Source organism: Actinosynnema sp. NPDC050436 (genome assembly GCF_040655415.1).
GTDB lineage: Bacteria > Actinomycetota > Actinomycetes > Mycobacteriales > Pseudonocardiaceae > Actinosynnema.
On record NZ_JBFAJV010000015.1, the window covers coordinates 16,944 to 32,147 of the forward strand.

Here is a 15,204-nt window from a genome sequence, read left to right on the forward strand (position 1 = left end):
GGAAGGAATCTTAGCTAGAGAGAGATTTAGTTGGCAAGAGAGATGGTCCGGTGCGTGGCGGCCGACTCGAACGCCGCCTCCACGACCTCCAGCCCGGTCACCGCGTCCTGCGCCGCGACGGGCGTCCCACCTGCGGCGACCGCCTCGTAGAAGGACTGGTACGCACCGGGCTCGGTGGGCACCGGCTCGCCGGAGACCGTGCCGAAGGACTCCGGGGTCTCCACGCCCCACGACGGCCCGCCGGGAGCCGTGCCCGCCTTGAGCAGCTCCTCCTGCGGGTCCATGCCGTGCTTGACGTACGCCGCCTCGTCGCCCAGCACCCGGAACCTCGGCCCCTGGTCCTCTGCGAGCGCGGACATCCAGAGGTGGGAGACCACGCCGCCGTCGTGGGTCAGGGCCAGGAACGCGTCGTCGTGCGCCCGCGCGTGCTCGCGCAGCGTGCGCACCTCGGCGTAGACCGTCCGGGGCCGGCCGAACAGGACCACCGCCTGGTCGACCAGGTGGGTGCCCAGGTCGTAGACGACGCTGCCCAGGTCCGCCGGGTCGCCGGACTCCTTCCACGACTCCTTCACCCCCGGCCGCCACCGCTCGAACCGGGACTCGAACCGGTGCACGCGGCCCAGGGCGCGGTCGGCCAGCAGCGCGCGGACCGTGCGGAAGTCGCCGTCCCAGCGGCGGTTGTGGAACGGGACCAGCCGCCGGCCGAGGGACCCCGCCAGGTCGGCCAGCGCCCGCGCCTCGGCGGCGCTGCCGGCGAAGGGCTTGTCCACCACCACGTCCAGGCCGTGCTCCAGGGCCGAACGCGCGTGCGAGGCGTGGTACCGGTTGGGTGTGGTCACCACGGCCAGGTCGAACTCGCCGGCCCGCCGCCAGACGTCGTCCGGGGTGTCCAGGAGCGCGGTCCCGGGGTACCTGCGGAGCACCTCCGCCCGGCGCGACTCGTCCCGCGTCACCACCGCCGACAAGGTCAGACCCGGTGTCGCGGCGATGAACGGTGCGTGGAAGGCGGCTCCGCCGAGCCCGTAGCCGATCAGTGCGGTGCGCATGGGCGAACCCTAGGCTTCCCACGACGTGGACGCCCTGTCCACGCTCGTCACTCAGCGCTACCTTCAGCGGCATGAGTCTCCTGGTGGCGCGGCGGCACGTCGACTGCGTGCGCGTCACCAGCATGGCCTGTCGCCTCGGCTGATCGACCCCTCTGCGCGTCGTCCCCCTTCGTCGTGCCCGAAAAACCCTCCCAGCCCCCTGACAGGAGCACCGGCATGTCCTGGTCGTTCGAAACCAAGCAGGTCCACTCCGGAGCGTCACCCGACCCGGCCACCGGTGCTCGGGCCACGCCGATCTACCAGACCACCTCGTACGTCTTCCGCGACACCGCGCACGGCGCGGCGCTGTTCAGCCTCGCGGAGCCGGGCAACATCTACACCCGGATCAACAACCCCACCCAGGACGTGCTGGAGCAGCGGATCGCGGCGCTGGAGGGCGGTGTCGGCGCGGTGGCCTTCGCGTCCGGCCAGGCCGCCGAGGTCGCCACCATCCTCAACCTCGCCCGCGCGGGCGACCACCTGGTGTCGAGCGCGTCGCTCTACGGTGGCACCTACAACCTGTTCCACTACACGCTGCCCAAGCTCGGCGTCGAGGTGTCCTTCGTGGACGACCCGGACGACCTGGACGCGTGGCGCGCGGCGGTGCGGCCCAACACCAAGCTGTTCTTCGCCGAGTCGCTGGCCAACCCGCGCAGCAACGTGCTCGACGTCGAGGCCGTGGCCGAGGTCGCGCACGCCGCCGGCGTGCCGCTGGTCGTGGACAACACGGTGCCGACGCCGTACCTGCTCCGGCCGCTGGAGCACGGTGCGGACATCGTCGTGCACTCGGCCACCAAGTACCTGGGCGGCCACGGCACCGCGATCGCGGGCGTGGTGGTCGACGGCGGCCGGTTCGACTTCGGCGACGCCGAGAGGTTCCCGGACTTCACCGAGCCGGACCCCAGCTACCACGGGCTGCGCTACTGGCCCGCGCTGGGGCACGGGGCGTTCGCCGCGAAGCTGCGGGTGCAGGGCCTGCGGGACACCGGCGCGGCGATCGCCCCGCTGACCAGCTTCCTGATCCTCCAGGGGATCGAGACGCTGTCGCTGCGGATCGACAAGCACGTGGCCAACGCGCTCGCGCTGGCCACCTGGCTGGAGTCCCGCGACGAGGTGGCGAAGGTCCACTACGCGGGCCTGGAGTCCTCCCCGTGGCACGGGCTGGCGCGCAAGTACCTCCCGCTGGGCGCGGGCGCGGTCGTGTCGTTCGAGCTCCGGGGCGGGGTCGACGCCGGGCGCGCGTTCGTGGACGGGGTCGAGCTGTTCTCGCAGCTGGTGAACATCGGCGACGTGCGGTCGCTGATCGTGCACCCCGCCTCCACCACGCACAGCCAGCTCACCGCCGAGGAGCAGCTCGTCGCCGGCGTCACGCCCGGCCTGGTCCGGCTGTCGGTGGGCATCGAGGGGGTGGAGGACCTCAAGGCCGACCTGGAAGCCGGCTTCCGGGCCGCCAAGGCCGCGCGGTGAGCTCCGGACCGGTGTCCGGGGCGGGCTCGCCGTGACGTTCGGGTCCACTGCCGGTCAGACCCCTCCCGCCGCCGGCGGGTGGCGGGAGGGGGACCCGAACGGGCGGCGGCGGTGGGTCGAGGCCGCGCTGCCCGCCGGCGTGCTGCCCGACCTCGGGCAGCCGGTGCGGATCGCCTACGAGACGTGGGGGTCGCTGGACGAGACCCGGTCCAACGCCGTGCTGGTGCTGCACGCGCTGACCGGTGACAGCCACGCCGCCGGCGTCGCGGAGCCGGGCCACCCCACCGACGGGTGGTGGGACGGCCTGATCGGGCCCGGCCGCGCGCTGGACCCGGCGCGGTGGTTCGTCGTCGCGCCCAACGTGCTGGGCGGGTGCCAGGGGACCACCGGTCCGCTCTCGCCCGCGCCCGACGGCGCGGCGTGGGGTGCCCGCTTCCCCCGGATCTCGGTGCGCGACCAGGTCGCCGCCGAGGTGGTGCTGGCCGACGCGCTCGGGGTGTCCTCGTGGGCCGCCGTGATCGGCGGGTCCATGGGCGGGATGCGGGCCCTGGAGTGGGCCGTGTCGGAACCCCCGCGGGTCCGCTCGCTGCTGGTGCTGGCCGCGCCGGCGGCGTCGACGGCGGAGCACATCGCGCTGGCCGCGCCGCAGTTGCAGGCGATCCGCGCGGACCCCGTGCCGGGCATGGGCATCGCCCGGCGGATCGCCCACCTGAGCTACCGCAGCGCGCAGGAGCTGGAGGCCCGGTTCGGGCGCGGGGTGCAGGAGGACGGCCGGTACGCGGTGGAGTCCTACCTCGACCACCACGCGGAGAAGCTGACCCGGCGGTTCGACCCCTGGTCGTACGTCCGGCTGACCGAGGCGATGAACGGCCACGACGTCGGGGCCGGGCGCGGCGGGGTGCGGGCCGCGCTGGGCCGGGTCACCGCGCGGGCGGTGGTGGCGGGCATCGACTCCGACCGGCTCTACCCGGTGGCCCAGCAGGAGGAGATCGCCGCCGGGCTGGGCGTGCCGCTGCGGGTGGTCCGCTCCGGTGCCGGGCACGACGGGTTCCTGCTGGAGGTGCCGCAGGTCGCCGGGCTGGTGCACGAGCTGCTGGAGCCGGCCGTGGCCGGCGGCGTCGAACGGGTGTGAGGGACCTCCGACGACGACGGGCCCGCAGGCGTGCTGCCTGCGGGCCCGTCTTCAGCGGTGTTCCTTCAGCGCGGGAGGGTGGTGCGCTTCAGAAACCGGCGGTGATCCGGGTGAACTCCCAGTCGGGCTGGGGAACGCCGGAGCAGTTGCTCGACACCTGGCCGTCGCAGCCGCCCCGGTCGCGGTTGACCGCCCAGAACGAGAACCGGCCCAGGCCGTTGGCCTTCGACCAGTCGCGCAGCTGGGTCCAGGTGGCGGTGGTCGTGGTCTCGCGCTGGTCGGACAGGCCGTTCATGCCGGAGATGCCCGAGTGGTTGAACGCGACCGCGTCCGTCCACCCGAAGACCGCCTTCAGCTTGTCCTTGAGGGCCGTCGTGGCGTTGATCGTGTCCGTCTTGATGTCCGTGCTGCCGAAGTCGAACGGCATCAGGGTGTACACGTCGATGTTCGAGCCGATGGCCTTGCTGCGCTCGATGAGGCGGTTGCCGTGCGAGTTCGGGCCGGTCTTGGTCGTCGGGATGGTGACGATGGTCTGGATGCCCGGGTTGTTCTGCTTGACGATCTTGAGGGCCTCCAGGATCCGGTCCTGGACGGTGTGGTTCTCGAACTCGTCGGTGTTCTCGATGTCGATGTCGATCGCCTTGAGCTTGTAGGCGTCGATCACCTTCTGGTAGGCACCCGCAAGCGCTTGCGCCGTGGAGCAGTTCGGGCCCAGCTTGTTGCCGCTCCAGCCGCCGAAGCTCGGCACGACGTCACCGCCGGCCGCGCGGATCTGGTTGATCGCGGTCTGGTCGATGCCGCCGGTCAGCGGGCGCTGGCCGTCCCAGCTCGGGTTGCAGCCGTTCTGGGCCAGGACGAAGGCCATGGTGAACCACTTGACGCCGGTCGCGTTCATGACCGTCGCGGGTGCGGGCGGGTTGCCCCAGCCCAGGAACAGGTACGGGGCCCCGCGCCCGCCGACCGGGTCCGGGCCGCCCGGCTGGGTGGTGCCGGTGACCTGGTTGGACGCGGGCGAGGTGTTGCCCGCCGCGTCCCGGGCCTTGACGGTGAACTGGTACGCGGTGGCCGGGGTCAGGCCCGACACGGTCGCGCTGGTGCCGGGGACCGTGGTGGCCACCGAGCCGCCCTGGTAGACGTCGTACGCCGTGACGCCGACGTTGTCCGTGGCGGCCGTCCAGGTCAGGGACACCGAGTTCTTGGTGGTGGTGCCGACCGCGAGGTTGGTCGGCGCGGTGGGCGGGGTCGGGTCGTCCTGGCCGCCACCGGTGCAGGGGGCGCCGTTGACGGTGCAGTTGGCCGGCACGCCGGTACCGGTGCCGACGAAGCCGAACGTGCGGTTCGCGCCGGCGGCGATCCCGCCGTTGTACTCCCGGTTCGTGGCCACGTAGTGGTTGCCGGTCTTGGTGATCAGGGCATCCCAGTACGAGCCCACCGCCGTGCCCGCCGGCAGGTCGAACTCGACCTTCCAGGTGGTGACGGCACCGGGGCCGCCGTTGGCGATGGTGAACTTGCCCTCGAACCCGCTGCCCCAGTCCTGGGGCTTGCTGAACGCCGCGGTGAGCCCGGCCGCGGCCGAGGCAGCCGGGACGGACAGCGCGAGCGATCCGATGGTCAGGGCGCTTGCCGCCAGCAGCGCGCCCACTCGTCGTTTCATAGCAACTCCTCGGCGGATTGGCAGGGTAATCGCGCCCACCGGGGAGACTGGTCTAGACCATAGGCGTTGTCAATGGTCTTTACTCGTCCAGTGCTGCCTCGATCCAGGGTGCTACCGAGAGATCCCGCACCTCGCACTCCAGGGCGAGCTTCACCGTCCAGCGCAGCGCCTGGAGCACGACCGTCGCCAGCTCCTGCGGCTGACCGTTGGCCAGCGCGATCTCGATCTGCTCGGCCGCCGCCTCCTGGTCGCCGTGCACCTCGGCCAGCAGCGTCCGGATCGCGGTGCGGACCGGCGGGTCGGCGTCGTCGATCGGGACCTCCTGGCCGTCCTCGTCGAAGACCTGCATCTTCACCGGGGTCGCGCCGCCGGACCCGAGCGCGGACACCATGTCGCTGCACTCGGAGAACAGCAGCAGCACCAGCTCCCGGATCTCCTCGTTGCCCTCGGGGGACCCGCTGAGGTAGCCGGTGACCAGGTCGACCGCGACAGCGTCCTCCCCGACCTTGGCGGCGGCCAGGGCCTCACCGGCGACGGCGGTGAGCCGTGCCCAGCGATCCGGATCCTGCTGCGGGTGCATTCAGCCATCTTCCATCACGGAGTAGGGGCGCACAGCTCTGTCGTACTGCCTACCCGGTGGTGATCGGGTGTCGCAACGCCTTGCCCCGCGTTGCGGGGAGTGCTACCCCGGTAGGGGGGACCGTGGCGGCATGTGCCGCTGGACGTGGGCATTTAGCATCGGCGTGTGATCCGTTCCCTGCTCCAGGTCGTGCTGCTCCCCGACCGCACGCGGATCTTCGGCGAGTCCCGCTTCCGGAGGTTCGGCCGGGCCGCCGTGCTGCTCTACGGGCTGGTCCTCGCCATCGGCCTGTCCGCCGGGTACGTCCAGGTCGAGTCGGCGGACGGCTGGTGGCCGCTGCTGTTCTTCATCACGGCCGGCACCTACGCGCTGATGCAGTTCTCGGTCCTGGCGGCGTGGCGGCTGGCCACCGTGGGCCTGGTCGCGATGCGGCTGCTGTTCGAGCACGACCCCGGCGTCCTGAACGGGTGGCAGTGGTGGTGGTACACGCCCGTGGTCGTCGTGGTCGGCCTGCTCTGCACGGGGCGGGTGGCGGTGTGGGTCGGGGTGTTGACGACCCTGGTCGTGTACGTGCTCGCGGCGGCGAGCGACCTGGACTACGCGCTGCCCACCGCCGCCCTGCTGCTCGTCCTGCTGCTGCTCGGGTACGCGTTCGGGTCGCGCGGCCGGGCCGAGCGCCGGTTCCACGAGGAGCGCGACGAGAAGGCCGCCCTGGTCGAGCGGGCCCGGATCGCGCGGGAGATGCACGACGTGGTCGCGCACCACATGTCGCTGGTGGTGGTGCGGTGCGAGACCGCGCCCTACCGGATCGCCGGGCTGCCCGAGGAGGGGCTGCGCGAGTTCGCCGAGCTGGGTGACGCCGCGCGGGCCGCCATCTCCGACATGCAGGGGCTGCTGGGCGTGCTGCGGGCCGCCGACCAGCGGGCGGAGCACGCGCCGCAGCCGGGCCTGGCCGACATCCGCGAGCTGGTGCCGCAGGCGTCGGTGACCGACGAGCCCGTGTCGTCCGCGATCGGCCTGACCGCCTACCGGATCGTGCAGGAGGCGTCGACCAACGCGGCCCGGCACGCGCCCGGGTCGGCCGTCTCGGTCGTCGTGGCGGTCGTCGGCGGTGCGCTGGAGGTCGAGGTGCGCAACACCGCCGGCGGCCCCTCGAAGGGCGGGGGCGGCGGGCACGGGCTGGTCGGCATGGGTGAGCGCGTCGCGGTGCACGGTGGGACGCTGGACGCCGCGTCCACAGAGGACGGGGGGTTCGCGGTGCGCGCCCGGATCCCGTTGGGGGAGCGTTGATCAAGGTTCTGGTGGCGGACGACCAGGAGATGGTCCGCGAGGGGTTCTCGGCGCTGCTGGACGCGCAGGAGGACATCACCGTGGTGGGTGCCGCCGGCGACGGGGTCGCGGCGGTGGCCGGGGTGCGCCGGCTGCGGCCCGACGTGGTGCTGATGGACGTCCGGATGCCGGAGATGGACGGGCTGGCCGCCACCCGGCTGCTGGCCGACGACCCGGTGCGGGTCCTGGTGCTGACGACCTTCGACCTGGACGACTACGTCTACGAGGCGCTGCGCGCCGGGGCGTCGGGCTTCCTGCTCAAGCATGCCCCCGCCCGCGAGCTGCTGGACGCGGTGCGGGTGGTGGCGCGCGGTGACGCGCTGCTCGCGCCCTCGGTGACCAAGCGGCTGATCGAGGACTTCGTGCGGGCGCGGCCGACGGCGGTGGTCAAGCCCGCGCCGCTGGCGGCGCTGACCGGGCGGGAGACCGAGGTGCTGCGGCTGGTGGCGACCGGGTTGTCCAACGCCGAGATCGCGGCGCACCTGGTGCTGGCCGAGCAGACGGTGAAGACGCACGTGAGCCGGGTGCTGATGAAGCTCGGGGTGCGGGACCGGGCGCAGGCGGTCATCGCGGCCTACGAGTCCGGGCTCGTCGTACCGGGGTAGCGGCCGGGAACGGCGACCCCGGGCCGACGAACCGGGCGGCGTCACCCCTCCAGTGTTGCCGCCATGGGGAAGACGGTCGCGGCGCTGGCCGCGTTGCTGGTGCTCGTCACGCCCGGCGGTGCGCCGGAGCCGGTCGAGCAGGTCGAGGTGTTCGGGGACCTGGCGCACGCGCGGCACGTCGCGGTCGTCGTGCCGGGGTCCGATGTGGACGGTGCGCGGTTCGACCGCACGGTGGGTCGGATGGCCCGGTCCGTGCACGACGCGGTCGGGCGTCCCGACGTCGCCGTGGTGGCGTGGCTGGGCTACCGGACGCCGTCCGGGGTCGGCGTGGACGCGGCCGGCGGCCGGCTGGCGCGCGCCGGCGCGGAGTCGCTCGCGCGGTACGTGCGCGGGCTGCCGGGGCAGGTGCACCTGCTGTGCCACAGTTACGGCTCCGTCGTGTGCGCGCTGTCCGACGTCACCGTGGCGGACGTGGTGTTCGTGGGCAGCCCCGGCGTCCGGGTGCCGTCCGCGGCGCGGTTGCGGGCCAGGGTGTGGGCGTCGCGCGGTGCCGACGACTGGACGCGGTGGGTGCCGAAGGTGCGGCTGGGGGACCTGGGGCACGGCGTCGACCCGACGTCCCCCGAATTCGGGGCGACCGTGTTCGACGCCGGCTCGGCCCGCCGGCACGACCAGTACTTCGACGCCGGCACCGAGTCGCTGCGGGTCATGGCCCGGCTGTCGGCGGGTGAGCGGCCGTGACCCGCGACCCGGTGGTCGACGCCGCGCGGGCGTGGGCGACCTGCGGCGTGGTGCTGGGGCACTGGCTGGTCACGGCGGTGGTGCAGACCGGCCCCGGGCTGGTGGTGGACAGCCCGCTGCGGTGGCTCCCCGGGCTGTCCTGGGTGAGCTGGGCGTTGCAGGCGCTGGGGCTGTTCTTCTTCGCCGGCGGGTTCGCGGCGGAGCGGTCCGCGACGCCGTGGCGGCAGCGGGTGCGCCGGGTGGTGCGGCCGGTGTGCGTGCTGCTCGGGGTGTGGGCGGTGGTGCTGTTCGGGATGTCCGCGCGCGGGCTGCCGCAGCAGACCGTGCTCACCGTGGCGTTCCTGGTCGTGACACCGCTGTGGTTCCTCGTCGTGCACGCGGTCCTGCTGGCCGCCACGCCGCTGCTGCGCCGGCTCGGCGGGTGGGGCCTGGTCCTCCCGGTCTGCCTGGTGGCGCTGGACGTCGGCTGGGTCAACGCGCTGGCCGTCTGGTGGGCGCCCTGGCAGGTCGGGATCCTGGTGGCCCGCCACGGGCAGCGGCGCTCGTGGGGTGCGGCGCTGTTCGTGCCGTCCGCCGCGGCGTTCGGGCTGCTGCTGCACGCCGGCCACCCCGCGAGCGCCGTGGGCGTGCCCGGTGCGGCCGAGTCGAACCTGTTCCCGCCGTCACCGGTCGCCCTGGCGCTGGCGCTGGCGCAGGTCGGGCTCGTGCTGCTGGTCCGGCCGAGGTGCCGGGCGTCCTGGCTCAACGCCCGCGCGCTGCCGCTGTTCCTCGCGCACCAGAGCGCGCTGCTGGTCGTCACGCTGGTCGGCGCGGCGTTCGGCCCGCTACCCGGGCTGCACACCGTGCCCGACGACGGCCTGTGGCTCCTGGAGCGCCTCACCTGGCTGCCCGTGTTCGCCGCCGTGACCCTGGTCCTGCTTGGGTATCGCCGCCAGCAGGGCGACGGCGATCGTGGCACCGTGCAGGGCCACGCCGGCCGCCGTCGGTTCCAGCGCCAGCAGCGCCGGGACGCAGGCCAGCGCGGTGAGCAGCCAGGGCCGCCGGCCGTGGCAGGTGCCCGCGCGGACGGTGTGCAGCAGGTACCAGCCGAGCAGCAGGTGGATCAGGTTCTGCAGCGGGTCGACCTGGAACAGGCCCAGGGAGGACCCCGTCCCGACGAACCCCGTGACGACGAACCCGAGCACGCCCAGCACCCCGTAGCCGACGCCGAGCGTCGCGGCGACCCGGGCCCGGTGGGTCTCCCGGGTGTGGCACGCGATCAGCGCCCCGGTGCGCTCGAAGCGGTGGAAGGCCAACACGACCGGCAGCAGCAGGAGCACCAGGACGGCGGGCCAGCGCGGCCGGGCGACCACCCAGCCGAACGCGTCCGGCGCGTCCAGCAGCCCGAGCAGCCCGAGCACGGCGGCCAGCGCGGTCAGGTAGCCGAGGTAGGCGGTCATCGGGGCGCGGCGCACCTGCTCGACGACCCGCCACGGCCGGCTGCCCGCGAGCCACGCCGAGACCCGGTCGCGCACCAGCAGCACGGCGCAGATCTGCCCGAGCCCGAGCACCAGCAGGCAGATCGTCGGCGGGCTGAGGTTGGAGCCCGGCTCGCCCGGCACGGTCATCATGGTGCTCGGGTAGCCGCCGAAGGTGATGAGCGCCAGTAGCACCGGCACGGTGGCGGGTGCCAGCGCGCCGAGCACCCGGCGGGACACCCGGGGCAGGCTGCCGTCCGCGTAGTAGAAGCCGAGCTGCTGGAGCAGCAGCGCGCCCAGCACCAGGTTCAGGTGGCCGCCGGTGCGCCAGGACAGGCCGATCCGCAGCGCGTCCACCACGATCATCAGGCCGATCAGCGCGACCGGCGTGACCAGGCGGTAGTGCCGGTGCAGCCAGGCCATGACCGGCGTGGCCGCCACCGCCACCAGGTACAGGCCGAGGAACCACAGCGGGTGCGCGATCAGCCTGCCGAACACCTCAACGCGCGACTTGGGCACGTCCAGCAGCTCCAGCGGCAGCGGCAGCACCAGCCAGGCGAGCACGAACGCCATCACCGGCCGCAGCAGCCAGGTGATCCGGCTCGCCAGGTACCGCCCGTAGCCGCCGCCGGAGAGCTGCACGGCCCGCCAGGCGAGCAGGTTCGCGTGCCCGCCGGCGAAGTAGAACAGCGGGACGGTCTGCAAGGCCCAGGTGAGCAGCCAGAGCCAGTTGGGGCTCACGCCGGCCCAGTGCAGCACGGTCAGCACCGACTGCCCGACCACCACCAGGCCCAGGCTGGCCAGCCGCAGGAAGGCCGCGAACCGGTCCTCGCGGCCGGTGTCCGCCGGGAGCGGCCCGGGTGTCGCGGCCCGCCGGCGGGGCAGCCGCGCGATGATCAGGAAGACCACCACGGCGCAGCCGAAGCCCCAGGCCAGGACGGGTTCGTTGCCCGGCGGCCCCCAGCGCTGCCGCCACGAGTTGAACTCCAGGCCGGCGGCGTAGAGCCGCGCCACGGCGTGGCAGCGCGCGCCGCTGTCGCGCGGGTTCAGGTCGCACTGGGCGTGCATGTCGGCGGTCAGCCGGGCGTCGAGCGCCTTGCGCGCCCCCGCCGGCAGCGGCCGGTCCTTGCGCTCCGCGTAGCGCAGGAGGTCGTAGCCGAGGTCGTGCGCCCGGCAGGCGGTGCCGAAGTCCCACTCGGTGTCGCCGGCGGGCCCGGAGCACCCACCGGTCGGGTCGACCGCGCGGGTCGTGCCGTCCGGCGCGACGACGACGGCCGGCACCCGGCCGGTGACCTCGCGGAAGTCGGTGGGGAAGGCGGTCAACGGCGAGGAGCCCGCCCTCGGCGCCGCCATCGCCTCGACCGCGCGGGCGGCGACGGCCACGTCCCCGGTGAGCGGTGCGTCGTCGTCGGCCCCGGCGGGGCGCGACGCGACCACCCCGCAGACGAACACCGCCAACACCACCAGCAGGACCCGGAACCAGGCGGGAAGCCGGGTCACCAGCCGGAAGCCGGGCCACCCGTTCCTGCTGCTGTCCACTGTGGCGTCGCTCATCGGCGGTTGAGGTTACGGATCGGCTACACAGCGCGCCAACCGATCAGCCCCACCCCCCGCACGGGGGTCCACCCCCGGGGCGAAAGGGGGTTTGGAACGCGTTCCCCCTGGTCGTGGACGGGGATTCGGCGCACCGGCTGTCCCCCGGCCGGTGATCGCCGATCCGCCCGGACCACGCCCCGCCGGAGCGCCAGGCGTGCCGCCGCCGATCCGCCGCGGTCGTCCATACCGCCCGATCGGGTGGTTGTGCCGGGGCCAGTCCCCGCGCGGCGGGCGGCGGTCAGGCGGTGGCGAGGACGCCGGCGGTGGTGAGCGAGGCCAGGGCCATCCGGGTCAGCAGGGCCGCCATCTGGTCGCGGTCGAGGTGGGAGCTGTGCGGGGTGGAGTTGATCAGGCCGAACACGGCGTGCGCTGCGGCCCGCGCGGTCGGCTCGTCCACCGGCACGGTCTCCCGCAGGGTCGTCACCCACACCTCGACGTACCGGCGTTGCAGCGCCCGCACGCGGCGGCGGTCCGGGTCGGTCAGGTTGGCCAGGTTGCGCATCTGCACGGTGATCAGCGCGGGGTCGTCCAGCGCGAAGTCGACGTGCCAGCGGACCAGCGCGTGCAGCGCCGCGACCGGGTCCGGCGAGGCGGACACGCGGGTCTGGCCGCCCTCCAGCAGGCGTTCGGAGATCGACGTCAGCATCTCCCCGAGCATGGCGTCCTTGCTGCGGAAGTGCCGGTAGAGCGCGGGGCCGGAGATGCCCACGGCCGCGCCGATGTCGTCGATGCCCACGCCGTGGAAGCCGTGTCGGGCGAACAGCTCGGCGGCTGCGCCCAGGATCTGGTCCCGGCGCGATTGCTTCACTCCATCGACTGACACCGACTCATCCTAAACGGGCCGACCTCCGCGCGTAAACGAGCGTTAACCGATCGGTTGGCGGACGATCACCGCCTGGCCCTCGACGTCGGAGTTAACTGTTGACGCAGTCTTCTTATATAGCCCTACCTGCTGGTAACACTTGTTGTGCTCCACATCACAACCCTGCGTGCTCTCCCACCGTGCGTGTTTCCACCCGGAGGCTCTCGATGCGCCCCATCCGAACCCTGCTCAGCGCGGCGATCGCCGTCGCCTCGGCGCTGCTGGTCGTCGCGGTGCCCGCCCAAGCCCAAGCGGGGGCGAATTACGTCGCCCTCGGCGATTCCTACTCGTCCGGCACGGGCACCGGCACCTATTACGGCGACAGCGGCTCGTGCAAGCGCAGCCAGTACGCCTACCCGGCGCTGTGGGCCGCCTCGCACGCCCCGGCGAGCTTCAAGTTCGTCGCCTGCTCCGGGGCCAAGACCGGCGACGTGCTCGCCAACCAGGTGAGCGCCCTGAGCGCGAGCACCACCCTGGCCACCATCTCGATCGGCGGCAACGACGCCGGCTTCACCGACGTCATCACCACCTGCACGTTCGGCTCCGACCAGTCCTGCACCAGCCGCGTCGACCAGGCCAAGGCGTACGCCACCGGCACGCTGCCCGGCCTGCTGGACAACGTCTACGCGCAGATCCGCAACCGGGCGCCGTCGGCCAAGGTCGTCGTGCTCGGCTACCCGAGGCTCTACAAGGTGCCCGGGTCGTGCTCGGTGGGCCTGAGCGACACCAAGCGCGCGGCGATCAACTCGGCCGCCGACACGCTGGCCTCGGTCATCTCCGGCCGGGCCGCCGCGAAGTCGTTCACGTTCCGCGACCTGCGCGGCGCGTTCGCCGGCCACGAGATCTGCTCCTCGGACTGGTGGCTCAACAGCCTGTCCTGGCCGACCGTCGAGTCCTACCACCCGAACCGCAACGGCCAGCGCCTCGGCTACCTGCCGCAGCTCACCGCCGTGACCGGCTGACGTCCGCCTCCGCACCGAAGGGGGTCGCCCCGGCGGCCCCCTTCGCCGTGCCCGGGGTCGGTGGACGCCGGGGTTAACAGGCGCTAACATCTCCTCAGGTTAACGACTGCTAACCGCGAGGAGCCCATGGACGCGCCCGTGCTGCGCAGCGCCGCCGACAAGACCGGCGAGGACTTCCGGCGCTACACCGACGAGCACACCGCCCTCGTCCACGACCTGCGCGCGAAGCTCGCCGAAGCCGCCAGGGGCGGTCCGGAGAAGTCCCGCGCCCGGCACGTCGAGCGCGGCAAGCTGCTGCCCCGCGACCGGGTGGACGCCCTGCTCGACCCCGGCTCGCCGTTCCTGGAGCTCTCGCCGCTGGCCGCCGACGGCATGTACGGCGGCGACGCCCCGGCCGCCGGGATGATCACCGGCGTCGGCCGGGTGTCGGGCCGCGAGTGCGTGGTGGTGGCCAACGACGCCACCGTCAAGGGCGGCACGTACTACCCGATGACGGTCAAGAAGCACCTGCGCGCGCAGGAGGTCGCCCTCCAGAACCACCTGCCGTGCGTCTACCTGGTGGACTCCGGCGGCGCGTTCCTGCCCCGCCAGGACGAGGTGTTCCCCGACCGCGAGCACTTCGGCCGGATCTTCTACAACCAGGCCACCCTGTCCGGCCGGGGCATCCCGCAGGTCGCCGCCGTGCTCGGCTCGTGCACGGCGGGCGGCGCGTACGTCCCGGCGATGAGCGACGAGGCGGTGATCGTGCGCGGCCAGGGCACGATCTTCCTCGGCGGCCCGCCGCTGGTGAAGGCCGCGACCGGCGAGGTCGTCACGGCCGAGGAGCTGGGCGGCGGCGAGCTGCACTCGCGCACGTCCGGCGTGACCGACCACCTCGCCGACGACGACGCGCACGCGCTGGCGATCGTCCGTTCCATCGTCAGCACCCTGGGCCCCCGCGCGGACCGGCCGTGGCGGGTGGAGCCCGGCGTCGAGCCGGCGGTGGACCCGGAGGAGCTGTACGGCGTCGTGCCCACCGACAGCCGCACGCCCTACGACGTGCGCGAGGTGATCGCGCGGGTGGTGGACGGCAGCCGGTTCCACGAGTTCAAGAAGGAGTACGGCAGCACGCTGGTCACCGGGTTCGCCCGCATCCACGGCCACCCGGTCGGGATCGTCGCCAACAACGGCATCCTGTTCGGGGAGTCGGCCCAGAAGGGCGCGCACTTCGTCCAGCTCTGCGACCAGCGCTCGGTGCCCCTGGTGTTCCTCCAGAACATCAGCGGGTTCATGGTCGGCCGCGAGTACGAGGCGGGCGGCATCGCCAAGCACGGCGCCAAGATGGTGACCGCCGTGGCCTGCGCCCGGGTGCCGAAGTTCACCGTGGTGATCGGCGGCTCGTTCGGCGCGGGCAACTACTCGATGTGCGGCCGGGCGTACTCGCCCCGGTTCCTGTGGATGTGGCCCAACGCCCGCATCTCGGTGATGGGCGGCGAGCAGGCCGCGTCCGTGCTGGCGACCGTGCGGCGCGACCAGCTCGGCGACGCGTGGTCGGCCGAGGACGAAGAGGCGTTCAAGGCCCCGATCCGGCAGCAGTACGAGGACCAGGGCAACCCCTACTACTCCACGGCACGGCTGTGGGACGACGGCGTGATCGACCCGAAGGACACCCGCACGGTGCTCGGGCTCGCGCTGTCCGCGGCGGCCAACGCGCCGCTGGATCCTGTCGGCTACGGCGTTTTCCGGATGTGATGG

Annotated in this window: 12 protein-coding genes and 1 pseudogene; 8 read left to right on the plus strand and 5 right to left on the minus strand. The window is 73.2% G+C overall.

Annotated elements, in window-relative coordinates:
* Window positions 1-26: 26 nt before the first annotated feature.
* Window positions 27-1,046 (minus strand): Gfo/Idh/MocA family oxidoreductase, encoded by a 1,020-nt coding sequence (locus AB0I60_RS29555; protein ID WP_360735389.1) that lies wholly within the window; start codon window positions 1,044-1,046, stop codon window positions 27-29.
* A gap of 174 nt (window positions 1,047-1,220) precedes the next feature.
* Here AB0I60_RS29555 and AB0I60_RS29560 point away from each other — a divergent pair, with 174 nt between their 5' ends.
* Together AB0I60_RS29560 and AB0I60_RS29565 are read left to right on the plus strand one after the other, a co-directional pair.
* On the plus strand, window positions 1,221-2,552 hold the full coding sequence (locus AB0I60_RS29560) for a bifunctional o-acetylhomoserine/o-acetylserine sulfhydrylase (RefSeq protein WP_360735391.1): 1,332 nt from the start codon (window positions 1,221-1,223) through the stop codon (window positions 2,550-2,552).
* Between the two features lie 31 nt (window positions 2,553-2,583).
* The gene (locus AB0I60_RS29565; protein ID WP_360735393.1) at window positions 2,584-3,684 is read left to right on the plus strand and encodes a homoserine O-acetyltransferase; all 1,101 of its coding nucleotides are present in this window, start codon (window positions 2,584-2,586) and stop codon (window positions 3,682-3,684) included.
* Window positions 3,685-3,772: 88 nt separating this feature from the next.
* Here the strand turns inward: AB0I60_RS29565 and AB0I60_RS29570 are convergent, their stop codons facing one another.
* Both AB0I60_RS29570 and AB0I60_RS29575 read right to left on the minus strand, forming a co-directional pair.
* Window positions 3,773-5,338 (minus strand): cellulose binding domain-containing protein, encoded by a 1,566-nt coding sequence (locus AB0I60_RS29570; RefSeq protein ID WP_360735395.1) that lies wholly within the window; start codon window positions 5,336-5,338, stop codon window positions 3,773-3,775.
* Between the two features lie 79 nt (window positions 5,339-5,417).
* On the minus strand, window positions 5,418-5,918 hold the full coding sequence (locus AB0I60_RS29575) for a hypothetical protein (protein WP_360735397.1): 501 nt from the start codon (window positions 5,916-5,918) through the stop codon (window positions 5,418-5,420).
* A gap of 165 nt (window positions 5,919-6,083) precedes the next feature.
* Here AB0I60_RS29575 and AB0I60_RS29580 point away from each other — a divergent pair, with 165 nt between their 5' ends.
* From AB0I60_RS29580 to AB0I60_RS29595, 4 genes and pseudogenes are all read left to right on the plus strand, one after another.
* Window positions 6,084-7,208: a histidine kinase gene (locus AB0I60_RS29580; RefSeq protein ID WP_360735399.1), complete on the plus strand. Its 1,125-nt coding sequence runs from the start codon at window positions 6,084-6,086 to the stop codon at window positions 7,206-7,208.
* On the plus strand, window positions 7,205-7,852 hold the full coding sequence (locus AB0I60_RS29585; protein ID WP_360735401.1) for a response regulator transcription factor: 648 nt from the start codon (window positions 7,205-7,207) through the stop codon (window positions 7,850-7,852). The genes AB0I60_RS29580 and AB0I60_RS29585 overlap by 4 nt, the downstream gene beginning before the upstream one ends.
* A gap of 63 nt (window positions 7,853-7,915) precedes the next feature.
* Window positions 7,916-8,593: an alpha/beta hydrolase gene (locus AB0I60_RS29590; RefSeq protein WP_360735403.1), complete on the plus strand. Its 678-nt coding sequence runs from the start codon at window positions 7,916-7,918 to the stop codon at window positions 8,591-8,593.
* Between the two features lie 50 nt (window positions 8,594-8,643).
* Window positions 8,644-9,447: pseudogene (locus AB0I60_RS29595) on the plus strand (acyltransferase family protein); the annotation flags it as partial.
* Here AB0I60_RS29595 and AB0I60_RS29600 read toward each other — a convergent pair.
* Together AB0I60_RS29600 and AB0I60_RS29605 are read right to left on the minus strand one after the other, a co-directional pair.
* Window positions 9,418-11,604, minus strand: coding sequence for a phospholipase A2 (locus AB0I60_RS29600; protein WP_360735407.1), 2,187 nt, complete (start codon window positions 11,602-11,604; stop codon window positions 9,418-9,420). The pseudogene AB0I60_RS29595 and the gene AB0I60_RS29600 overlap by 30 nt on opposite strands.
* 280 nt (window positions 11,605-11,884) lie before the next feature.
* Window positions 11,885-12,469: a TetR/AcrR family transcriptional regulator gene (locus AB0I60_RS29605; RefSeq protein WP_360735409.1), complete on the minus strand. Its 585-nt coding sequence runs from the start codon at window positions 12,467-12,469 to the stop codon at window positions 11,885-11,887.
* Between the two features lie 206 nt (window positions 12,470-12,675).
* Here AB0I60_RS29605 and AB0I60_RS29610 point away from each other — a divergent pair, with 206 nt between their 5' ends.
* Both AB0I60_RS29610 and AB0I60_RS29615 read left to right on the plus strand, forming a co-directional pair.
* Window positions 12,676-13,470 (plus strand): SGNH/GDSL hydrolase family protein, encoded by a 795-nt coding sequence (locus AB0I60_RS29610; RefSeq protein WP_360735411.1) that lies wholly within the window; start codon window positions 12,676-12,678, stop codon window positions 13,468-13,470.
* A 126-nt stretch (window positions 13,471-13,596) separates the two neighbouring features.
* Window positions 13,597-15,201, plus strand: coding sequence for a carboxyl transferase domain-containing protein (locus tag AB0I60_RS29615; RefSeq protein ID WP_360735413.1), 1,605 nt, complete (start codon window positions 13,597-13,599; stop codon window positions 15,199-15,201).
* Window positions 15,202-15,204: the final 3 nt, after the last annotated feature.